19 protein-coding genes and 2 pseudogenes are annotated in these 21,640 nt (G+C 56.8%); 18 read left to right on the top strand and 3 right to left on the bottom strand.

Annotated features, from left to right (window positions below; translation table 11 throughout):
- The first annotated feature begins 174 nt into the window (after positions 1-174).
- Positions 175-1,098, top strand: coding sequence for a sugar nucleotide-binding protein (locus AB1555_17500; GenBank protein ID MEW6248482.1), 924 nt, complete (start codon positions 175-177; stop codon positions 1,096-1,098).
- Positions 1,099-1,121: 23 nt separating this feature from the next.
- A complete protein-coding gene (locus AB1555_17495) occupies positions 1,122-1,799 on the top strand; it encodes a class I SAM-dependent methyltransferase (protein MEW6248481.1) in 678 nt (225 codons plus the stop codon).
- A 35-nt stretch (positions 1,800-1,834) separates the two neighbouring features.
- Here AB1555_17495 and AB1555_17490 read toward each other — a convergent pair whose 3' ends face one another.
- Complete coding sequence (locus AB1555_17490) at positions 1,835-2,728, bottom strand: TylF/MycF/NovP-related O-methyltransferase (protein ID MEW6248480.1); 894 nt, start codon at positions 2,726-2,728, stop codon at positions 1,835-1,837.
- Positions 2,729-2,815: 87 nt separating this feature from the next.
- Here AB1555_17490 and AB1555_17485 point away from each other — a divergent pair, with 87 nt between their 5' ends.
- From AB1555_17485 to AB1555_17435, 11 genes and pseudogenes are all read left to right on the top strand, one after another.
- On the top strand, positions 2,816-4,735 hold the full coding sequence (locus AB1555_17485) for a hypothetical protein (protein ID MEW6248479.1): 1,920 nt from the start codon (positions 2,816-2,818) through the stop codon (positions 4,733-4,735).
- Positions 4,732-5,196 carry an NUDIX domain-containing protein gene (locus tag AB1555_17480; GenBank protein ID MEW6248478.1) on the top strand — a complete coding sequence of 155 codons (465 nt, stop codon included), beginning with the start codon at positions 4,732-4,734 and terminating at the stop codon, positions 5,194-5,196. The genes AB1555_17485 and AB1555_17480 overlap by 4 nt, the downstream gene beginning before the upstream one ends.
- Positions 5,197-5,356: 160 nt before the next feature.
- A complete protein-coding gene (locus AB1555_17475; protein MEW6248477.1) occupies positions 5,357-6,151 on the top strand; it encodes an ABC transporter permease in 795 nt (264 codons plus the stop codon).
- A 43-nt stretch (positions 6,152-6,194) separates the two neighbouring features.
- Complete coding sequence (locus AB1555_17470) at positions 6,195-6,920, top strand: ABC transporter ATP-binding protein (GenBank protein ID MEW6248476.1); 726 nt, start codon at positions 6,195-6,197, stop codon at positions 6,918-6,920.
- Between the two features lie 163 nt (positions 6,921-7,083).
- A pseudogene (locus AB1555_17465) lies at positions 7,084-8,187 on the top strand (IS3 family transposase).
- A 741-nt stretch (positions 8,188-8,928) separates the two neighbouring features.
- Positions 8,929-9,195: a hypothetical protein gene (locus AB1555_17460; protein MEW6248475.1), complete on the top strand. Its 267-nt coding sequence runs from the start codon at positions 8,929-8,931 to the stop codon at positions 9,193-9,195.
- Positions 9,196-9,426: 231 nt separating this feature from the next.
- Complete coding sequence (locus AB1555_17455; GenBank protein MEW6248474.1) at positions 9,427-10,071, top strand: glycosyltransferase; 645 nt, start codon at positions 9,427-9,429, stop codon at positions 10,069-10,071.
- 156 nt (positions 10,072-10,227) lie between these two features.
- A pseudogene (locus AB1555_17450) lies at positions 10,228-10,851 on the top strand (NAD-dependent epimerase/dehydratase family protein).
- Between the two features lie 9 nt (positions 10,852-10,860).
- On the top strand, positions 10,861-12,009 hold the full coding sequence (locus tag AB1555_17445) for a glycosyltransferase (protein MEW6248473.1): 1,149 nt from the start codon (positions 10,861-10,863) through the stop codon (positions 12,007-12,009).
- Between the two features lie 133 nt (positions 12,010-12,142).
- Positions 12,143-12,379 carry a ribbon-helix-helix protein, CopG family gene (locus AB1555_17440; protein MEW6248472.1) on the top strand — a complete coding sequence of 79 codons (237 nt, stop codon included), beginning with the start codon at positions 12,143-12,145 and terminating at the stop codon, positions 12,377-12,379.
- Positions 12,380-12,861: 482 nt separating this feature from the next.
- Positions 12,862-13,923 (top strand): hypothetical protein, encoded by a 1,062-nt coding sequence (locus AB1555_17435; protein ID MEW6248471.1) that lies wholly within the window; start codon positions 12,862-12,864, stop codon positions 13,921-13,923.
- Positions 13,924-14,273: 350 nt separating this feature from the next.
- Here the strand turns inward: AB1555_17435 and AB1555_17430 are convergent, their stop codons facing one another.
- Positions 14,274-14,690: a PIN domain-containing protein gene (locus AB1555_17430; protein MEW6248470.1), complete on the bottom strand. Its 417-nt coding sequence runs from the start codon at positions 14,688-14,690 to the stop codon at positions 14,274-14,276.
- Positions 14,687-14,929 carry a CopG family transcriptional regulator gene (locus tag AB1555_17425; protein MEW6248469.1) on the bottom strand — a complete coding sequence of 81 codons (243 nt, stop codon included), beginning with the start codon at positions 14,927-14,929 and terminating at the stop codon, positions 14,687-14,689. The genes AB1555_17430 and AB1555_17425 overlap by 4 nt, the downstream gene beginning before the upstream one ends.
- Positions 14,930-15,145: 216 nt before the next feature.
- On the opposite strand from AB1555_17425, the gene asnB reads away from it, so the two are divergent.
- The 5 genes from asnB to AB1555_17400 are packed head-to-tail and all read left to right on the top strand — an operon-like array spanning position 15,146 to position 21,588.
- Entirely contained in the window at positions 15,146-17,107 is a 1,962-nt protein-coding gene (asnB, locus tag AB1555_17420; GenBank protein MEW6248468.1) for an asparagine synthase (glutamine-hydrolyzing), read from the top strand.
- Positions 17,104-18,270: a glycosyltransferase family 4 protein gene (locus AB1555_17415; protein MEW6248467.1), complete on the top strand. Its 1,167-nt coding sequence runs from the start codon at positions 17,104-17,106 to the stop codon at positions 18,268-18,270. The genes asnB and AB1555_17415 overlap by 4 nt, the downstream gene beginning before the upstream one ends.
- Entirely contained in the window at positions 18,267-19,253 is a 987-nt protein-coding gene (locus AB1555_17410; GenBank protein ID MEW6248466.1) for an NAD-dependent epimerase/dehydratase family protein, read from the top strand. The genes AB1555_17415 and AB1555_17410 overlap by 4 nt, the downstream gene beginning before the upstream one ends.
- Positions 19,250-20,314 carry a glycosyltransferase family 4 protein gene (locus AB1555_17405; GenBank protein ID MEW6248465.1) on the top strand — a complete coding sequence of 355 codons (1,065 nt, stop codon included), beginning with the start codon at positions 19,250-19,252 and terminating at the stop codon, positions 20,312-20,314. Before AB1555_17410 ends, AB1555_17405 begins: the two co-directional genes overlap by 4 nt.
- Positions 20,311-21,588: an O-antigen ligase family protein gene (locus AB1555_17400; protein MEW6248464.1), complete on the top strand. Its 1,278-nt coding sequence runs from the start codon at positions 20,311-20,313 to the stop codon at positions 21,586-21,588. The genes AB1555_17405 and AB1555_17400 overlap by 4 nt, the downstream gene beginning before the upstream one ends.
- Positions 21,589-21,640 lie beyond the last annotated feature (52 nt).

The following is a 21,640-nucleotide window of genomic DNA, read 5'->3' as shown; positions in this document are numbered from 1 at the left end:
GGCCTTCGGGGCTGTGTTCCTCGGGGAAGTGTTCCCGAATTCGTTCCCATTGGTCGTCGCGCAGTCGCAGCATGAACGTGCTGATACCTAAGTATGTCCATGCTGTCAATGATTTTGAGATAGATTCTAGTTTCATGGCATGCTAGGTCTACCTACAGAGTTGTTAAGGTGCAAATGCAAAGAGTGATTAAGCCGCGCTATCTAATCATTGGGGCCTCGGGCTTTGTGGGGTCAAGCCTATACTCACGCCTGGGCTGTAACGCGGCTATCGCGACTTACTGTAAGAATCCAATAAGGGGTGGGATTTACTTCGATGCCAGATCAATGCGATTGCGTGATACGTTTTTGCGAGGGAATCATGGATTGACACATGCGTTCCTGCTGTGCGGCATTACGAAAATCGACGCTTGTGCACGCGATCCAGAGGGGACTGCTAGGGTCAACGTGCAGTCCATGAAGGAAATGATAGATGATCTTCTAACTGAAGGTGTAACACCTATATTTGCATCGAGTGATGCGGTATTCGACGGAACACGCGGATTGTGGAGGGAGGAAGATTTGCCCAACCCGATCTTGACATATGGACGACAGAAAGTTGAAGTAGAAAGCTATTTGATGAGGGTAAAACCCGCATGGGCCATTGCACGTTTGTCAAAAGTTGTTGGTTCAGCTGAAGACGTTCTGGTTGGAAGCTGGATCAAGAATCTAGAACATGGCGAGACGGTTTTTTGCGCGCACGATCAGATATTCTCACCAGCGTGTGTTGATGATGTTGTCACAGCCATTATCCGACTCGCAGAAGAGAATTGTACCGGTCTGTTTAATATCTGTGGGCCACGTCCCCTTAGTCGACTGGAGCTTCTCAATATCCTTGTAAGAGAAATTCAGCAGTACGTGCCGTTAAATCCCAACATTGTTCCTTGCTCATTAAAGGATCTTCCATTCCTAGAGACTAGGCCAATGAATACCTCGTTGATCGGCGAAAAGTTGTATTCCAGCATTGGCATGAGGTTTCAGGATATGGAGACCGTCTGCAAGAAAATTGTAAAAGAACGTTATAGGAATACACGTGGTTGTGAAGGGGTAACAGTGAGCTGATCCTTAGCGCTAAGAGTATCGAAGTGAAGACAAAGGGAGAGAAACAATATCAGGAAGCAATTAAGCAAGTGAAAAAGCGTGGTCATGAGCGTCTGGGTCTGATGACGAGCTGGGCATATTTTGATGACCCCAAGCGCTTAGCGTTTACTCTTTCACGGTACAAATTTGTGGCAAAAATGCTGTCGGGACGGCAACATGTTCTCGAAGTTGGCTGTGGAGATGCTTTTGCAACGCGTATCGTCCTCCAGGAAGTAGTGGCACTAACAGCCGTCGATTTCGATCAGAGCTTCGTTGAAGATGCTTGCGCTCGTATGACTGATCGTTGGGCATTCACGTGCACGCAGCATGATATTTTGGAAGGTCCAGTAAACGGCACCTTCGACGCAGCTTATAGCTTGGATGTGTTGGAGCATATATCTAAAGAGCAAGAAGATCGCTTCATTTCAAACGTGATTGCCTCGGTCATCGAGCACGGAGTGGTGATCATCGGTATGCCTTCCTTGCAGTCTCAAATTTATGCCTCTCCGCAGAGCAAAGAAGGGCATGTCAACTGCAAAGATCAGCACGAGTTAAGAAAGCTGATGGAGCGGTACTTCCATAATGTCTTCATGTTTTCCATGAACGATGAAGTTGTCCATACAGGATATCATGCAATGTCGCATTACAACTTGGCCTTATGCTGTGGAAAGAAAGCTCTTTGATCGTCTTCCGTTACATCGTTTTCATTTAGTGAGTTCTAGAAATTTTTGATTGCGATACGACCGGCATAATCTACTCGGTTTAAAAGAATTGGCAGCTTAAGCCTGGCAATGTATTCATCTACAGCTTTTCTTGCACCTCTGAAGTGGCCGTAGTCGTCAATGATTATGACTCCGTTTCGACTCAGTCTTGGGAACAAGTGGACCATTTCGTGCAAGGTTGAATTGTACCAATCGGTATCCAAGCGAAGTAAGGCGATAGCTTCGGGGGCTTTGTCCGGTATGGTTCTTTCGACCATGCCTTTAATGAAATGGAGAAGGTTGCGCGGATAACCAGTCCCTTCAAGGTTTCCCTGTACTTCATCGAGAGTTGCTAAGGCCCAGTCACTACTTTCATCTGTCCTCCTGTGTGGCAGCCACCCGTCAATGCCACGATTCCCCCAAATGTCCACGTCAAGTTTTTCGTCAGGCTTAGGTAGTCCTTCATACGTATCAAACAGATACAGATGTCTATTGACTTGGCCTAACCGGAGTAACGTATGTGCTGCCACCATCATGCTTCCGCCTTTCCATACGCCGCATTCAACAATATCGCCTGGCACTGAAGCTCGCTCAATATATTCAACTGCTTTGTAGAGTGCGTACATTCGGTCGGCTGATGTCATGGTGAATCTTCGACACTTTTCGTAAATTGGTAGAAAGTCTGCATCCATATCCTTTGTACCGGTGCGCACGTGATATTTGTGCATTTCCGCTTGATAGTCTTGGATAGTATCGTCTCCGGGTTCGTCGAGTGATGGTCCTACTGTGCTTAGAGAAGACATTGGGAGATATCCTTCCTGTGCTGCCGTTTTTAGATGTTGGTACGTGGGCTTCCGCAAAACCACGTAGCCGGCACGATCAATGCTCTTCAAAAGAAGCTGTTTCAGCATTCGAACCACGGGTACGAACCTCCCTAGTAGGTTGTCTTCGCTGCTCTTTTAAATCGGACTAAAGGTCGGAGGGTACGGTAACGGCAAATGCGGCCGAAGGTCAAGTTCCTTGTAACGGTTTGGGGAGATTCATATATCAAGCGTTTTCTTTCGCTTGCCCTACCGTCTTATCTGGCTTCTGGCAATCTGCCAGCCTTAGCGGGTTCAACTGAGCTCGAAGTAGTCATCCTGACCTCAAAAGACGATATTACTTTATTTGAGGCCGACTCGGCTTTTAAGCGGGTCAGTGGATTGTGCCGCACTAGGTTCATCCCTATCAATGATTTAATCACTTCAGGTTGCTACGGTGTTACCTTAACTCTGGCTTATGGGCGCGCCATTATCTCATTAGGTGAGGGCATGCGAAACACGCATTTTATTTTCATGAATGCGGACTTTGTTCTTGCCGATGGCTCGCTGCAAAGTCTGATAGGACATATCCTTGACGGCAGAAAGGTAGTCCTCGCGCCGAGTTTTAGGGCAGTAGTGGAAGAGATAGGTCCAAGGTTGAAAGTCATGGTTGATCGGGAAAAGGGAACTCTCACTATTACTCCACGGCAACTTGTGCGGTTGGCGTTGGAGCACAATCATCCTACAAACATTGCTAAGACTGTGAACCAAAGTTTTTGCCACATGGTCAATCCGAATCAGTTTTTCTGGCAGATAGACGAGAAGACAGTTATTGGACGACATTTCTTGGTTTTCCCGCTCTGTTTGAAGCCAGAAAGAGTAATCTCAAAGATCAACTCGTATTGCGACTACGGATTTATTCCAGAATTGTGTCCATCTGAAGACATGGTAGTCCTTCACGATTCCGATGACATTTTCATGCTTGAACTGGCGGCTCTTGATCAGGAAAGCCATCTTATTCGCGTGGGCAGGCAATTAACTGCTAAGGAAATCGCTAGTAGTCTGTCAGAGTGGACAACGTACGAACATCGAAAGCTGGCACGGCAAACTTTGGTCTTTCATGCGGGTGATCTTCCCTTGTCGCTTGAAGCTGTATTGTCAGAAGCAAACGATTTTATGTATCAGCTTGAACGCGACCTGACTAAACCGGAGTCCCATAAGTTTCACCGCTATTGGATTTCCGGAGTTCAGTATTGGCGTGAGCTTCGGAGAAGACAATGCCAACCGGATGACGTGCCGGAAATTGAAAATGGTCCAATAAACTTGACATATCTCATCTCTGGTTCGTTAAGTAAGCTAACTGCTTATGGGAAAAGATTGTTATTAGGCTACCCACCTTGTGTTCGACCATGGCATTACGCATGGCACGATTATCATCAGGTTAGGAAACTCGTTTCAGAAATGCTAGGAACAACTGAGAGGATTGTCTTTGTAAGCAACAGCTTTAATCCGATGGGAAGCTTGCTATCTCGAATAGACCATCGTAGTCAGCTTCAGCATGTCACACTGCAGGAACTTTTTGCGTCGCCCAACAAATTTGTATCGTCCTCAGGTTCTTGTGAGCCTGTTCATTACTTTTGCTACTTATCGAAGGAAGAGCTGCACTTGGTAGGAAAGATAATTGACACTGTCCGACAAGATTTGTCAAAGAGCGCGGAGTTAGTGTTATTTGCTGATAACCTGTCTACGATGGGGCAAGGTGATCTAGTCAAACTTGTCAGTTCAATCACAGCAAATGAACTTCGGAGATGCTCCGTATCATTTGTTGGTGGGAGGTTGAAGAACTATATTGCATGGTCAGTAAGTGCGCTAACGTCGGCCTATGCGCGCGGCGGTGTGAAGTCACTGCCTTTTGTTGCGCCAGCTTTTATGCTTCTGCTGGTTGTGAGTGCGCTAAATAACGTCTTGCTGATACTGGCAGGTAATAGGAGAAGAGGTGTAACGCGTTGCAGCAGCATTTTGATTCGTGTGGATTTTAGGGCCAGGTATGAACCTACATGGATTCCCGGAGCTCAAAGACACAATCGGAACAATCCAGTTAATGATATTTGTGTATGATTGCTGGAATTCAAAAGGAACCTGTAGACAGCTTGAGTGCTTCTAATGCTGTAGCGGCTTTAATCCAGCTCGAAGATGAACGCTACCTCATGCAGCACCGTGATAACGTGCCCCATATCTGGTATCCGGGGTATTGGGGCTGTTTCGGTGGAGCGGTAGATGAAGGAGAGGACCCTCTGGAGGCTTTAAAACGTGAGCTGTATGAGGAGCTAAGTTTTTCAATAACCAAAGCCATCTACTTCACGCGATTCGACTTCGATCTGCGCAAGATCGGCAAGGGGACTTACTATCGAATCTATTATGTAGTTCCAATGAGCCAAAGAGAACAGGAACGTATAGTTTTGCATGAAGGGCAAGGAGTTAAGGCGTTCTCTGGCGAAGAGTTGCTCAGCGAAATACGGCTCGCTCCTTACGACGCTTTTGCACTATTTCTTTATCACAATCGCAAAAACATCTTATAGCGTTCGTCAGGTCCTTCATAAACACAAAGTTAGAGCATTTAGGTACTGCTCCTTTCGACCCCGCTTTTCCACTAACAGATCAGCGAAGATGGCACGGTCGATGTGACCTTGTGTTTTACTCGACAACGCAGAAGATTGAACAGTGTGAAGAGGGATTGTCTTGACGCCCCAGTATGACAAAGCGTTCACAGATGTGATTCAGGGGCTCCTGAATTGGCGAATGTGGGTACGCCTAGGCTGGCAGGAAAACAAGCGGCGCTACCGACGAACGGTGCTCGGGCCGTTTTGGACAACGTTGTCTGTAGGGGTGTTTATTGTCACACTCGGTTTTGTGTGGTCGCAATTGTGGAAACAAGATCCCAAAGTCTACTTGCCGTTTTTGGCATCCGGGATGGTTGTCTGGGCGTTGGTGGGAACCGTGATTACCGAAGGCTGCCAGGTGTTTATTGCCGCTGAGAACCTCATAAAGTCACTCAAGATCAATTATACGGTACTGGCCTGCGCGGTAATGTGGCGCAATGTAGTTGTGCTGGCCCACAACGTTGTGATTTTTGTGCTTGTAGCCATTTATGGCGATGTGTCATTGAACTGGCAAACACTCTTGGCTTTACCTGGCCTGTTGCTAGTGGCCATGAACGGGATCTGGATGTGCCTGTTGCTGGGGTTACTGTGCTCTCGATTTCGGGATATTCAGCAGGTAATCACTACTATGCTTCAGGTGGCGATGTTCGTTACACCAATTTTCTGGTCGGCTGATCAGCTCGGCGCGCGGTTCAAATCTGTCGTGGATTTCAATCTGCTCTACCACTTGGTTGATGTCGTTCGCGCGCCGCTTCTAGGGCACGCACCCTCAAGCAGGACCTATCTTTCTGTAATGGCTGCAGCCTTTCTTGGTTGGAGCCTCACCATTGTAGTCTTCAGCCGGTTTCGACGTCGCATTCCCTATTGGTTGTAAATGGTGCTGAAGTATGGCCTCTCTCATTCTTGACAACGTCACGGTGGATTTCCCGATCTACGGCGCGCAGAAATCGTTCCGGAGCGCATTACGGGCGGCGACTGGCGGGCTGATCCGGCGGGAAGGCGCCGACCGTCACGTCACAGTCCGAGCCTTGGATCATTTTTCGCTGACAGTCAAACACGGTGACCGGCTAGGGATCATCGGCCACAACGGTGCGGGCAAGTCCACGTTGCTGCGTGTCTGTGCAGGAGTCTATGAGCCGAGTGAAGGACGAGTCTATATCGAGGGCAAGGTGTCGCCTTTGTTTAACACGTCGCCCGGTCTCGACCCCGATGACACGGGCTATGAGAATATCATCACTTGCGGATTGTTTCTCGGGATGACCCGGGATGAAATTGCGCAGAAAACCCCGGACATCGAGGCATTCTCAGAACTGGGGGACTATCTTTCCTTACCTGTCAAAACCTATTCGACGGGCATGCTGACTCGATTGGGTTTTGCGATTGCGACGGCAATCGATCCAGAAATTCTTATTTTGGACGAGGGGCTGGGCGCCGGTGACGCGCGCTTTGCGGAGAAGGCCAAGAAACGCGTGGATGCGCTCATTGCGCGGGCCAGCATTCTGATTCTCGCCTCCCATTCCGATGCGTTGATCAAATCCCTGTGTAACCGAGCCATTCTTTTGCAAAGTGGCCGTATCGTGACAGAGGGTAACGTGGATGAAATCATCGAGGTCTATCGGAAGGTGAACGGAGCTTCTTCGTAGGGAGCGGTGAGGATAGCTGCTTTTCTTCGCGGGTCTAGCAAACCTCCATGGCAAGACCGCTTCCCCTTCTTGCCCTTAGAGATGAAGTTGCCCCCGTTTTTTGGACAGGTCGTGAAGCCAAGATTGTGGTAGAACGGCAAGTCAAAAAACCGGGAGGGGGCAGATGGCGCAGCAGCGAAAGACGCATTCGGAGGAGTTCAAGGCGCGGGTGGCGGTGGAGGCGATCAAAGGGGTCCGAACGTTGAGTGAGTTGAGCGCGGCCCATGGCGTCCACCCCACCGTCATTCCCTATTGGAAGCGGCAGTTGCTGGCGGCGCGCCGGAGGTGTTTCGGCGCGGCCCGGTAAGCGGGATCCGCAGCGAGGAGGCGGTGACAGCCCCGCTGTACCAGGAGATCGGCCGGCTGAAGATGGAACTGGAGTGGCTCAAAAAAAGCTCTGAGCGTGCCCCGGGAGACCCGACGCGGATGGATTCACCCCGAGCCCACGGCCATGTCGATCGTGCAGCAATATGCGCTGGCGGGCCTGGCCCGCTCGACGTACTCCGACGAGCCGGTGCCCGAACGGGCCGAGAATCTGGCGTTGATGCGCCTGCTCGACGAACTGTATCTCGATCGGCCGTTTTACGGGGTGCCGCGGATGACCGACTGGCTGCGGACCTTGGGGTACGCGGTCAACCACAAGCGGGTGGCGCGCCTGATACGGGTCATGGGCTTGCAGGCGGTGCTGCCGGGCCCGCACACGAGCCGGCCGCAGCCGGCGCATCGGACGCACCCGTATTTGCTGCACCAGCTCGCGGTGGTCCGGCCCAACCAGGTGTGGTGCGCGGACATCACGTAGGTGCCACGGCGGCGCGGGTTCCTGTATCTGGTCGCGGTGCTGGACTGGTTCAGCCGCTACGTGCTGGCGTGGGCGTTGTCCAACACGCTGGACGCGCTGTTCTGCGTGGAGGCAGTGGACCAGGCGCTGGGGATCGGCCAGCCCGAGATCTTCAACACGGACCAGGGGGCGCAGTTGATGAGCAACGAGTTCACGCGGCGGCTGGAGGGCGCGGGGATCCGGATCAACATGGACGAGCGCGGCCGGGCGCTGGACAACATCTTCGTGGAGCGGCTGTGGCGGAGCGTGAAGGACGAGGAGGTCTACCTGCGGGACTACGCCGACGGAGCCGAGGCCTGGGGCGGCTTGGATCGGTATTTCACGTTCTACAACACCGAACGACGGCACCAGAGCCTGGGCTGGCGGACGCCGGCGGAGGTGCACTTCGCATGAGAGGGGGGTACTCTGGTATGGACCGGCGGGCGATCGCCTCGTATAACCGATCCTGGAGCGAAGTTCTGAGCGCCCCCCGGCTCAAATGACGGATCGGGGCAGTCGGCATGTCTCCCGGCCCCTTCTGTCGGCCGGGAGACCTCGGAACGAAAGGCGGCTGCAAGACGGAAATCCATTACTTATTTTCGGTTAAAACCTATCCAAACAATGGGGGGAAGCTCAGGGAATACCTCTTTGGTCTTCATTCGCTCTCTACGCTGATTTGGGGCCAAGTCAAGGGCTGGGTAGAGTCAACCGTGTACATGAGCGATTCCTTGACCCCTCACCTCAAGGACCTGATCTTTTTACTTCATGCAAGTGGAGTGAGAGCCGTCATGCGGCATCTGATAATTGGTGATGGTGGTCGTCTTTGGCCTGTCGGTTTCCCTTACGACATGGGGGTGGGTGGATTTGTGGAGGCGTCCTCGGTACTGGTGGGTTCCATTTCTTTCACTCTGGGGTACGTGGTATGCGGCGTACTTGTATAGTGCTCGCTTGATCGAACCATTTCGGCATACAGGCCCTGTGTATCCACTCCTTCTCATCTGCCTGCTATGGGGCGCCTTTCGGGTTGCTCAATGCATACGAGAAAGACTGTTGGCTAGGAATGAATCATCCTGGTCACAGGGCCTCCAGGAGCGAATACGCAGGAACTTCAGCCAAGGATGGTCCTGAAGTGCTTGCGAGTCCTCGCGTCCAATGATCCGCATCGTGCATGTGATTTCCGATCTCGATATGGGCGGCGCCGAAGTCATGCTGGCAAAGCTGGTCGGGGGAATGGATCGGAGACGATTTGCGAATACCGTCGTCTCCCTGATGGATTTTGGGATCCTGGGCAAAGAGATAGAAGCATCGGGTACTGTTGTATCGTCTTCGGACATGACCCGAGGAAGAATTGATGCTCGGGCCATCTTCCGGTTAGGTGGCATCCTCAAAGCCATCCGACCTACGCTTGTGCAAAGCTGACTCTACCACGCAGACCTGTTGACCTTTCTTGCTGCGAAACTGGGTGGGTCGTTGCCCCTTCTGTGGAATATTCGTTGTTCGGACATGGATCTCACTCGGTACTTGATCCAGACACGCCTTGTCAGAAAGGTCTTGGCGTTCTTATCTCGGTATCCTGCGTCACTGATCGTGAATAGCGAGGAAGGCCGGCGTCGGCATGAACGACTGGGATACCGACTTCGTCGCTGGGCCATGATTCCGAACGGCTTTGACTTGGAGCGATTTCAGCCGAACCAGGCGGTGCGTGAGCGCATCCGAAAAGATTTAGGGATCGCTTCCTCTGTTGTGTTGATCGGGCACGTGGCTCGTGTCGATCCAATGAAGGATCATGATTCATTCCTGGCCGCTGCTGAGATTGTGGTGGGTCACCGTTCCGATGTGGAATACTTGCTCGTGGGGAAGGATACGGAGACGCTGACTCCAAAATTGATGGGTATGAAATTGAAGAATCACGCACATATTCTCGGTTTGCGGAAGGACATCGACCAGCTACTTCCGGCCCTTGATGTGCTGTGCCTCAGCTCCGCATTTGGTGAAGGATTTCCCAATGTGCAGGGGGAGGCCATGGCGTGCGGTGTGCCCTGTGTGGTAACGGACGTCGGGGATGCGGCCGTAATCGTCGGTGAGACGGGCCTCGTAGCTCCCCCGCGCAATCCCGAGTCGTTGTGCAAGGCATGGTGTGTAGCATTGGCGTGGACCGCCCAGGAACGTGCGGCTCGAGGGCGGCGGGCGCGGGAGCGGATTGCTGCACAGTTTACGGTGGACCGGATGGTCGAGATGACGCTGAGGGAACTGGAGCGGGTGGCCGGAGGGTCGCTGCCAAGGACGGGGCGATGAACGGGTTTCAAGACGAGGCCAAGAAGAAAGCGGTCCGGGAGCAGTTCGATGCGCTGGCCCGAGACCGCGCGTGCTGGCAACGCTGAAAAAGGTGCTCTGGCGGGGCGATTATCCGCGCATCGAACAAGGCCGTGTGTACTTCGGCGAGTCCGATCCTTTCCAAAGTGTACCCCGGTGTTGTTCAAAGAAGACGACCTATGGAACGGTTATTCTGAAGAGACCAACGCTCCATACGGGTTGGTCCCCAAAATGCTACTGGTGCAGTCACAAGCCTACCGCCAGCAATATGGCTTCAATTCGATCGTCTTGTTTCCGGTCAATCTCTATGGACCCCGCGACAATTTCGATCTGGAGACGTCGCATGTCATTCCGGCGCTGATCCGTAAATGCGTTGACGCGATGAGTCAGGCGGCCTCCAACCTTTCTCCTCCAACGTTAACCGTTTGGGGGACCGGCACACCTACCCGCGAATTCCTCTATGTCGAAGATGCAGCGGAAGGCATGCTATTGGCCGCTGAACATTACAACGCAAGTGATCCAGTCAACATCGGAGCGGGGTTTGAGGTGTCGATTAGGGAGTTGGTCGACCGGATCACAGTATTGACAGGGTTTAAAGGGGCAATCATCTGGGATACGTCCAAGCCCGACGGCCAACCTCGCCGCTGTCTTGATACGAGCAAGGCAGAGAAACTCTTCGGATTCCGGGCCACGACTTCGCTGAACGACGGGCTGCGCAAGACCATTGACCGGTATAAAGCGACGGCTCTCCGGCCGCGGTGACCGCCTGTTGTGATCACGATCGTTCACCTCATAACCGATCTTTCCACCGGCGGCGCGGAGGCGATGCTCTTTAAGCTCCTCTCGAGCCTTGATCGACGGTTTTCCTCTCTTGTCGTCTCTATGACCGATGCGGGCACCCTCGGCCCCAGCATTGAAGCGCATGGAGTTCAAGTTGTGACCCTGGGTATGCGACGAGGGAGGCCAAGCATCCGAGGCCTGTGGGCGTTGAGTCGGCTGCTACGCAAGGAGAGGCCTCAGATCCTGCAAACCTGGCTGTACCATGCTGATCTGCTCGGCCTGGTCGCAGGCAAACTTTCGGGTGTGCCGGCGATTGCCTGGAACGTGCGCTGTTCCAATATGGATATGCGCGATTATAGGAGTCTGTCGGGGTGGACCGTGCGCATGCTGGCTTCACTGTCTGCTTGGCCGGGCCTCGTGATCGTGAATTCGGAGACTGGACGGCAGGTTCACGAGCGGTTGGGCTATCGGCCGCGGCGCTGGGCGGTCATCCCGAACGGGTTCGATCTGGAGCAGTTTGCACCTGATCCAGGGGCCCGCCAGAAACTCCGTTTGGAACTAGGCCTTCCGGGAGACGCGCTGCTCATCGGCATGGTCGCGCGCTATGATCCTATGAAAGATCACGCGACCTTTTTGCAAGCCGCTCGGCTGTTGTTGAGGACGACCACTGAGGCGCAGTTTGTTCTCGTCGGGCTATACATGGGTCATAGCAACAAGGAACTCAACCGGATGATCGAAAGCTTGGATGTTGCCGACCATGTGCATTTACTGGGAGAGCGGAATGATGTGCCGGCGATTCTGGCAGCCTTGGACCTCGCGACCTTATCGTCGGCCTACGGTGAGGGGTTCCCCAACGTGGTCGGCGAAGCCATGGCCTGCGGGATCCCGTGCGTCGTGACGGATGTCGGGGATTCGGCCTTGCTCGTTGGAGACACTGGGAAAGTCGTGCCTCCTCGAAATCCAGAAGCCTTGGCGAACGCGTGGGCGGAATTGATTGACATGGGACCTGACGGCCGTCGTCGCTTGGGTGAAGCGGCTCGCCAACGCATCAAAGAGCATTTCGACCTCAACACGATTGTGAAGCGCTACGAACGGTGCTACGACGAGCTGGTCTCGGCGGCCACTCGTGTTGGGGATTAGATGTCATGTGCGTCGTAGCGGAAGTGCTCGGTCGTCCCGGCTCCGCCCTCACGCGAACGGGCAAGGCGATGGCGGCGTGTATCGGTCTCGGTGATCTATTGAGGCGATGGGCGGCTTTGGTTATATTCAGAGTATGAAAACGGCGGTTTCCATTCCTGACGAAGTGTTCGCACGAGTCGAGCGGCTCGCCCGGCGCGCGGGAAGGTCTCGCAGCGAGGTGTTCAGTGAGGCGCTCCGAGAGTACCTGGCGCGCCATGCCCCGGACGAGGTGACTGACGCGATGGATCGCGTGTGCGAACGGGTGCAAACCGAGCGAGACCCGTTCGTCCGCGAAGCTGGCCGGCTGGTCCTGGAGCGCATCGAGTGGTGATCTCCGGTAGTGGCCCCCCTGGAAAGAGCATCCTCGAACAATTCATCCCCTTTCTTTCGTCCTCAATGAGTCTGGTCAACTGACCCTGATCCGAAACTATTTGTCTCGGAAAAAATGCCTTTCTCCGCTTCCCGAAAGGCTCCTCTCCCTCCCGTGGGAGGGAGAGGAGACAGGTGAGGGTGGTGTCCGAGAAGAACCCCCTCACCGCAGCCTCTCCCCCAATGGGGGCGAGGAGAATAGAGGACTCAAGATCGGAAAGAATTTCGGATTAGGGTTAGCCCTTCCGAAACCGCCATCCCGACCCTTTCCGTGTTGTCTGTGAATTGTCGGCTTGCTGTGATCCAAGCCTTCCGTAAGAACTTCTCGTGTTTCGGCGGATCGTCTTAAACCTCGCTGCTCTGTGTATCGGGACCTTCATTGCCCTGGCAACTGCCGAAGTCCTGGCTAGGTTGCTTCATCCGCTCTCCACGGTCGAATACCTTATGGATCCTGAGGTTGGCCCAATCCTGGCGCCTCATCAACACAGCCGCTGGGTGAACGAGGACTATGATGTGGTCATTCTTACTAACAGCGCGGGGTTCCATGACGTAGAGCACGCGATTGCTAAGTCTCACGGGGTCTATCGGATCTTGGTCCTCGGGGATTCGTATATCGAGGGCCTGCAAGTCCCGATTGAACAGAATTTCACTCGGCAACTCGAGCGAATGGTTGGAGACTGGATAACAGAAAAACAAGTGGAAGTGATCAACCTGGGTGTATCCGGCTCGGGACCAGCGCAGTATTACCGGATTCTCGAAACAAAGGGACTTCTCTACGGACCGGACCTGGTTCTCATGGCGGTGCTTCCGGACAATGATTTTCGTGATAGTTACCGAAGTCTGAGCGGGGCGGTGTTCAAACCACATTATGCTATAGGGAAGGATGAAAGTTTGGAATATCTCGCACCGCAGGTTTCGGGGATCGGTGCCGGCCTGAGGCCATTCCTGCGGAGGAGCGCTTTTCTCCATTTGGTCCGTCAGGGTACTGCTTCCTTGCCCATTGAGAGTTGGCTTGCAAACGTAGGGGTCCTGGCGCCGGCCGGCGCGAAAAGTCAGGGAGTCAGCCCTGCCTTGATCCCGGAGGATTGGTACGTCTATGTCGCAGATCCGCCTGAGCCATGGCCCGAGGCGTATCGCGTGACGCTGAGAATGATCAGGGAGTCGAAAGAATTGGCCGAGCGGCACGGCGCGAAGTTTTTGGTGATGCTCATCGCGTCGACCCAGATGGTTGAGGAACGATGGAACGAGGCGTTGCGGGGGTACGCCGGCGCCAAGTCCATCACCTGGGATTTCTCGAGACCTTATCAGGCGATCGAGAAGCTGGGAAAAGAGTTCGGGTTTGAGGTGATCAACCTGCTTCAGCCGTTCCGGCAAGATTTTCTGGAGACCGGGCAGTCTCATTCATGGCCTCACGATGGCCACTGGAATGAGAGAGGGCACAGGCTCGCGGCGGAGGTCGTGAACGCCCATCTGCTTCAACATCGTGTCATCTACCGGTTGAACTGATGGACCGACCCCCGAGTGGCGACGGACATCGATCAAACGCCGCCGGCCATCTGGAGATGGCCAAGGCGCTGACGGATTTGATCTGCCGCTCCGTCCGCACCGTGTCTGTTTCCTGTAAGGCGCGTGCGTCTCAAACTGCATCGGCGGTCTCGAACTTCGAATGATCTTTGACTCGGCCGTTTTTCACATCCGGAATCCGCTCTTCTCGATTCTCGGTCCATGCGCGGCATAGCGGAAGTGCTCGGTCGTCCCGGCTCTGACCTCAGCCGAACGGTCGCGATGGTGGCGTCGGTGCACAATCGTGGGGCCGAATGCTACCCAAGGTTTGGTGCGAAGCGATACAGGCGGGTTTATGGCTTCAGTGTAAAGCCGGCGCAGTGGCGGGGGCGGACCAGGGAGAAATGACGGCGATCTGTCGTGAGGATCTCGCGGATCTTCAATCGCTCGGCTATCGCCACGAGCGAGGCATCTACGAATCCGAGGCGGGCGTCTTGATATTGGTCCATGACTTCAACCGTTCGGGAGAGGTCCGCTTTACTTAACGGTTCCACTCTCACGTCACCATGCTGAACGGACCGGACGAAGGACACTTCCGCGGCGGAACCTAAGTATGTGCCGATCAAGTAACAGACTTCCGGGAGGACGGTCACGGGGACGACGAGTTGTTGCCGGTGAGTCTCCAGGAACGTGCGGACACGATCATGCCACCCGTCATCTTGGTCGGCCATGGCGTAGAGCGGGCCCGTGTCGGTGAGAATCGGTCTCACCGCTTTCGACCTCTATGGGGGCTGATCCAGAGGAGTTCTTCCGCGTGCTCGGCGATATCTTTTCGTCCGCTCCGACCGAGCCCCAAAAAAGACGGCAGGGTCGTGGCCGGGTGCCGCCGGCCGACGTACTCTTCGAGCGCCGCGCGAATGGCTGCCGATATGCTCATGCGTTCCTTTTCGGCGAGGCGACGCAATGCCGCCAGCAGCGATTCCTCCACAAAGATAGTGGTTCTCTTCATGGCATACCTTTCATATATGACAGTATGCTAGAAGATGAACATACCCCTGTCAAGCGCGATACACGGGACCGGTTGCTGCTTCGGACGTGCGCGTGTCTTTCGGTGATCTGATCTCTTGTCGCGAGGCAGGTCTTTGGTCATATCGTTCGTGTGCCGACGGCAGAGCCAAATCTTCCGCCGGCTGTTTGCAGAGTAAGGGAAGACGCGGTGTGCGGGATAGCAGGTGTGTTCGGCTACGAGGGCTCCGACCTCAACGAGACGGTTGAGGCGATGGTGGCGTCCATTCGCTACCGTGGGCCGGACGATGCCGGAGTATGGTGCGAGCCCAGCCGTGGCCTTGCGTTAGGGCATGCGCGTCTGGCGATTCTCGATCTTTCACCCGAAGGCCATCAGCCGATGGTCTCGGCCAGCGGGCGGTATGTGATCTCCTACAACGGCGAGGTCTATAACTTCCTCGATCTCCGGCGGGAGCTGGAAGAACGCGGGGCAAAATTCCGCGGGCATTCGGACACCGAAGTCATGCTGGCGGCGATCGAGCAGTGGGGGGTGCAGTCGGCCGTTACCCGCTTTGTCGGCATGTTCGCGTTTGCGCTCTGGGATCGCGCCGACCAGATGTTGTATCTCGTGCGCGACCGGCTGGGAATCAAGCCGCTCTATTTCGGCTGGGCGGGCCGGAGCGTTGTGTTTGCCTCCGAGGTCAAGGCGCTTCGTTGTCACCCCCACTTTCGTCCGGACATCGACCGAGACGCGCTGGCGCTCTATCTGCGGCATGGCTATATTCCGGCTCCGCTCTCGATTTACCACCAGATCTACAAGCTGCCACCCGGCTGCCTGCTGATGGTCACCCCTGACCGGGCCATGCAGGCCGAGGGTTTCTCTCCCGATCCCGAATCGCCGGACGGTTGGAAACCGGTGCGGTACTGGTCGGCGCGGACGGTCGCCGAACAGGGGTGCGCGTCGCTGTTCCGAGGATCCGAGGCGGAGGCGGCGCAGGAGCTGGATGCGCTGCTGCGTCAAGCCATGCGGCTCCGCATGATCTCGGATGTGCCGCTCGGCGCGTTTCTGTCAGGCGGGATCGACAGTTCCACCGTCGTGGCCCTCATGCAGGCGCAAAGCTCGAGGCCCGTCAGGACTTTCTCGATCGGCTTTTATGAGGATGAGTACAACGAGGCTCAGCATGCGAAGAAGGTCGCGCAGCACCTGGGGACGGAGCACACGGAGCTGTATGTCACGCCGCAACAGGCGATGGCGGTGATCCCGCGCCTGCCCGCGATGTACGATGAACCGTTCGCCGATTCGTCGCAGATTCCGACGTTCCTGGTGTCCGAATTGGCGCGCCGGCATGTCACGGTGAGTCTGTCCGGCGACGGCGGCGACGAACTCTTCGCCGGTTACAACCGGTATTTCGTGGGTCGCAACCTGTGGCGGAAAATCGGGTGGGTGCCGGCGGGCCTTCGGCAGGCCGTCGCTCGGGGACTGACGGTGCTGTCGCCCGCCACGCTGAACACGGTGTTTCGGCGCCTGGGTGCTTTGGCGCCGGCTTTCCAGAATCCCGGAGACAAGCTGCACAAATTGGCGGGGATTCTGGCGATGGACAATCCGGAACGCATGTATCTCGGCTTGGTGTCGCTCTGGCAAGAGCCCTCGTCCGTGGCCCTCGGCGCCGCGGAGCCGTTGACCGCGATCACTGATCCGTCCCGGTGGGCCAAGCTGGATGACTTTACGTTGCGGATGATGTATCTGGATTTGGTCACCTATCTGCCGGACGACATTCTGGTGAAGGTCGACCGGGCGAGCATGGCGGTCAGTCTCGAAGCGCGGGTGCCTTTACTGGACCATCGCGTCGTGGAATTCGCCTGGCGGCTCCCGCTGTCGTTGAAGATTCGTCGGGAAGGCGAGGGCAAGTGGATTCTCCGCCGGGTGCTCGATCGCTATGTCCCCAAGGAGTTGATCGAGCGGCCCAAAATGGGATTCGGCGTACCGATCGACCATTGGTTGCGCGGGCCGCTCCGGGACTGGGCGGAGTCATTAGTGGATGAACGCCGTTTGCGGCAGGAGGGATTTTTCAATCCGCAACCGATCCGGGAGAAGTGGACCGAGCATCTTTCCGGGAAACGGAACTGGCAGTATCCGCTGTGGACGATCTTGATGTTCCAGGCGTGGATCAGACCGGAATGAACGCGCGGCCACGCCTGCTGTTTCTTATCACCGAAGACTGGTATTTCTGGTCGCATCGCCTGGATTTGGCCAGAGCCGCGCGGGACGCCGGGTTCGATGTGTCGATCGCGACGCGGGTGACCGAGCATGGGGAACTCATCAGACGAGAAGGCTTCCGGCTCCACCCCCTTCGTCTCGAGCGGCAGTGCCGCCGTCCGCTCGCGGACCTCATGGCTCTCCTGGAGATCGTTCATTTGTACCGGCTGGAGCAGCCGCAGCTTGCGCACCATGTCGCGATGAAACCCATTGTTTATGGATCGCTGGCAGCATGGTTCGCCGGCCTCCCTGCGGTCGTCAACGCCTTCGCCGGACTCGGCTATGCCTTCACCGAGCAGGAACGCCGCCGTGGAATGCTCCGCTCCGTGCTATTGCGGGCGTTGAAGGTCGCCATCGGACTGAGCCGGTCGGTGGCCGTATTTCAAAACAGTGAAGATCGGAATTACCTGGTCGCGAAGGGGGTCGTGCGATCGGATCAGACGCGGATCATCGCCGGCTCCGGCATCGATACTGAGCGGTTTGTCCCCGGCGCGCCGGCGTCGGGTGCGCCGATCGTGCTACTGGCCTCCCGGATGCTTTGGGACAAAGGGGTGGCGGATTTTGTCCGGGCCGCGCGGGAGGTGAAGCGCAGAGGCGTTCAGGCGCGGTTTGTCCTGGTGGGGCGATGCGATCCCCAGAATCCGGCGGCGATTCCTCCGAGCCGCCTGCAGGAGTGGGTGGACGCGGGCGACATCGAATGGTGGGGGCACCGCGAGGATATGCCGGCCGTGCTCTCCTCTGCGACGCTGGCCGTCCTGCCTTCGTTCCGTGAAGGTCTTCCCAAGGTGCTGCTCGAGGCGGCGGCCTGCGGGAAACCCATAGTAGCGACGGACGTGCCGGGGTGCCGCGCGGTTGTCCGGCATCAGTCGAACGGGCTCCTGGTGCCGCCGCGAGACCCCGGCGCGTTGGCGGACGCGATCGCGTTGCTGCTCGCCGATGCGGATCGCTGCGCGGCGATGGGCCGAGCCGGCCGCGACATGGTGGTGCGCGAGTACTCCGTGTCGAAGATCACCGGAGCTACGCTGGCGCTGTATCGCGAACTGCTCGATCTTCGGGGAGATGGACGGCAGGCGCAGGTGTTGGCATGACACGGGTTCTGATCACCGGCGCCGGGGGCTTTCTGGGCAAGGTCCTTGTCGAAGCCTTGTTGAGCCGGGGCTACGCCGTTCGCGCCTTGTATCACCATGCCGGTCCGCCGCTTGGCGAGAGCCGGTGCGAGGTAGTCACCGGCGATGTGCGCGACCGAGCGGCCATGAAGGCCGCGGCGACGGAATGCCGGGCGATCGTCCATTTGGCCGGCAAGGTCCACGCGCTCGATGAGGCGCATTCGGACGAGCAGGATTATGAGGCGATCAACGTCGAGGGAACGCGGCATCTGCTGGAAAGCGCCGCTGCGGCGGGCGTCCGATTGTTCATCTTCGCCAGCAGCGTGAAAGTCTTTGGTGAGACCACCTGTGGTTGTGTCGATGAGTCCCGGCCGCCTGCGCCTGTCACCGCCTATGCGAAGTCGAAATGGAGCGCCGAACAGCTCGTTCACGACCTTGCTCGGTCCGGCGGGTTTCGCAGTGTCTCTCTTCGGCTGCCGATGGTGTACGGGCCCACGGACAAGGGGAACCTGTTCCGGATGATCGCGGCGATCGATCGCGGCTGGTTTCCGCCGATTCCCCCTCTCGCGAGTGTGCGCAGCATGCTTCATGTGGGCAATTTTACCCAGGCGGTGCTCCGGATTCTTCAGGCCGACGGACCGCTTAGGCCGTGTTACATCGTCACCGACGGGACGCCCTACAGCGTCACCACCATCTATGAGTTGCTGTGCGCCGGCTTGGGGAAGCCGGTTCCCAAGTGGCGCGTGCCGCTGTGGCTGCTGAAGGCGGCGGGAGGCGCCGGGGATATGGTGCACGCGTTCACGAAGCGGCCGGTGCCGTTGACGCGCGCCGCTCTTCAGAAGCTCATCGAGCCGGCCTGGTACTGCTCAGATGCCATCGCCCGCGATCTGGGCTATCGGCCGGACTCCTCCTTCGAGGAGACAGTGCCGGAATTGATCGCCTTCTACCACCAAGCCCAGAGATGAGCGCGCTTGTGATGGCCGGTGTCGTGTTTGTGCTGTCATGGTGGCTCACTCGCCGTCTCTGCAATCCGCGTTCTCGTCTCTACCTGCTGGATCATCCCAACGAGCGCTCTCTGCACCGGGTGCCGACGCCGCGAACCGGAGGCATAGCGGTCCTGGTGAGCGCCGCGTGCGGATTCATCCTGACCGCGCTGGCCGGCCGGTGGGATCCGTGGCTTGCCGCTTCCTTATCGACCTCGACCGCGACCTGGCTCCTCAGCGCCGCGGCGGTGCTCGCGGCGGTGTCGTTCTGCGATGACCGGTGGGGCTTGCCGATCGGCTTGCGATTCGGCGCGCAGATCATCGCGGCGCTGGCGTTGGTCGTCGGGGCGGATTTGGCCCTTCGCTCCGTGTGGATTCCCTTCTTCGGCCGTCTCGATCTGGGTTGGGCGGCCTGGCCGGTCACGGTCGTCTTTCTCGTGTGGATGACCAATCTGTACAACTTCATGGACGGCATGGACGGCTTTGCGGGAGGAATGACGCTGGTCGGGTTCGGTTTTCTGGCATATTTTGCGTGGTGGGACGCCCATCCTTTTGTCTTTATTCTCTCTCTTATGGTGGCGACGGGGGCGGCGGGATTTCTGTTGAGCAATTTTCCTCCCGCGCGGATCTTCATGGGGGATGTGGGGAGCGTCCCCATCGGGTTTCTCGCCGGCGCGCTGACTCTGCAGGGGCAGCGGGAGGGGCTGTTCGATGTGTGGGTTCCCATCATGGTCTTTTCCCCCTTCATTCTGGACGCGACGGCGACGGTGATTCGGCGCATGCTGCGTGGAGAACGCGTGTGGGAGGCCCATCGCGTCCACTATTATCAGCGGCTGGTGCTGAGCGGCTGGGGACACCGGCGCACGGTGCTGGCCGAGTATGCGCTGATGGCGTGTTGCGGGATCGCCGCGTGGCTCTATCATCACGGCGACGGCACGGGTCGTACGATCATTGTACTAAGCTGGTTGGCGGTGTTCTGCGCATTGGGCGCGGGCGTCGGCCTGTTGGAGCAACGGCGGGTCCGGCAGGAGGCGGAAGTATGAACGGCGGCGAAGCGGTCGGCGAGAAGCCGGCCAGGTGGACCGCGCGTTGGCCCGATCTGGACGGCCTCATCCGCGTCGTGTTGTACGCCTTCATCTGCTCCTTGCCGTTCACCGCGCTCCTGGTTATCGAACGGAACGGGTTCATCGTGCTCCTGATTCTGCTGGCCTGGTGGTGCGCAGGCCACCGCCGGGTGTTCCTGGTCCGGACGCCGTTTGATCGGCCGATCGCCGCCTTCGTCCTCTGGGTCGGGTTCACGATCCCGTTCGCGACGTTTCCCGCCTATAGCCTCAAAGAATATGGCAAGCTGCTCCAACAGGTCCTTGTGTTCTACGCCGTGCTGCATTTCTTTCGGGAAGGGGAACACCGGCGCTATCTCCTGGCCTGTGTGCTCGCCGCTCTGGTTCCGGTCAGCGCGTACGGCATCGCCGAATTCAACCCGACGTACCCGCAGGCCATGCGGTCGTTTTTGCCTGCGGAGGTCTGGCTGACGACCTATTTGGTGATGTTCTTGCCTGTCGGCCTGGCTCTGGCGTTCGAGGCACAGAGTCGATGGCTACAGCTTTTCGGCGGCTCGGTGGCGGCCCTTTCCACGTTCTGTCTCCTGCTGACCCACTCGCGCGCGGGGCTGGTCGCGTTGGTGTGCGAATTGTGGGCCTTCGGTTGGCTGCTGCGGCGTCGTTCCGCGTTGGTCATGGCGGGGGGCGCGACTGCCGCAGTCGTCCTCGCGCTGGGGATCGTCGTCGCCACCGACTGGGCCGGAATTCGTTCGCTCGAGGGGATCCGGTCCTATATTCCGATTCGGAGCACGCCTTCCTCCGTGATCCACCGATTCGACATCTGGGCCTTCAGTCTGCCGGAAATCGCGGAGCACCCGCTTGTCGGCATCGGGTACGGCAAAGACAACTTTAAACTGGTGTACGCCGATCAACCGGAAGCCGTCGAGCCCGGCCACGCCCCCGTGAGGATGCATGGCACGCACAACATTCTGCTGTATCTGGCTTTGCACGTCGGTCTGCCGGGACTCATCTTGTTTCTGTGGTTGATCGGTTCGATTCTTCGCCGTCTGGTCTCCGGCTATCGATCGGCAAGAGAATCCTTGAGCCGATCGGTGCTGCTGGGGGCGAGCGTGGCGACGACGGGGTTGATGGTCAGGTTGCTGTTCGATCAAATGTTCGTCGGCACTCTGGCGATCCTCTATTGGGTGCTTCTGGCTCTGGCTGTCCTGGACCTTCCCCCTCGATCATCTGAGGAACTTGATCGGAGAACGAATTGAGTTTCTTCGCGCTATCTGATATTGGGCATCACGCCTTTTTCTCTTCACAAGC

The organism is Nitrospirota bacterium, assembly GCA_040755395.1.
GTDB lineage: Bacteria > Nitrospirota > Nitrospiria > Nitrospirales > Nitrospiraceae > DATLZU01.
Note: the sequence above shows the minus strand (reverse complement) of the source record. Positions and strands in the feature narration are given on the sequence as shown.

Coding starts and splice junctions, on each gene's coding strand:
- AB1555_17500 (MEW6248482.1), top strand. CDS start 175: ATGCAAAGAGTGATTAAGCCGCGCTATCTAATCATTGGGGCCTCGGGC.
- AB1555_17490 (MEW6248480.1), bottom strand. CDS start 2,728: ATGCTGAAACAGCTTCTTTTGAAGAGCATTGATCGTGCCGGCTACGTG.
- AB1555_17485 (MEW6248479.1), top strand. CDS start 2,816: ATGCGGCCGAAGGTCAAGTTCCTTGTAACGGTTTGGGGAGATTCATAT.
- AB1555_17480 (MEW6248478.1), top strand. CDS start 4,732: ATGATTGCTGGAATTCAAAAGGAACCTGTAGACAGCTTGAGTGCTTCT.
- AB1555_17460 (MEW6248475.1), top strand. CDS start 8,929: ATGATCCGCATCGTGCATGTGATTTCCGATCTCGATATGGGCGGCGCC.
- AB1555_17455 (MEW6248474.1), top strand. CDS start 9,427: ATGATTCCGAACGGCTTTGACTTGGAGCGATTTCAGCCGAACCAGGCG.
- AB1555_17440 (MEW6248472.1), top strand. CDS start 12,143: ATGAAAACGGCGGTTTCCATTCCTGACGAAGTGTTCGCACGAGTCGAG.
- AB1555_17435 (MEW6248471.1), top strand. CDS start 12,862: ATGGATCCTGAGGTTGGCCCAATCCTGGCGCCTCATCAACACAGCCGC.
- AB1555_17425 (MEW6248469.1), bottom strand. CDS start 14,929: ATGAAGAGAACCACTATCTTTGTGGAGGAATCGCTGCTGGCGGCATTG.
- AB1555_17415 (MEW6248467.1), top strand. CDS start 17,104: ATGAACGCGCGGCCACGCCTGCTGTTTCTTATCACCGAAGACTGGTAT.
- AB1555_17410 (MEW6248466.1), top strand. CDS start 18,267: ATGACACGGGTTCTGATCACCGGCGCCGGGGGCTTTCTGGGCAAGGTC.
- AB1555_17405 (MEW6248465.1), top strand. CDS start 19,250: ATGAGCGCGCTTGTGATGGCCGGTGTCGTGTTTGTGCTGTCATGGTGG.
- AB1555_17400 (MEW6248464.1), top strand. CDS start 20,311: ATGAACGGCGGCGAAGCGGTCGGCGAGAAGCCGGCCAGGTGGACCGCG.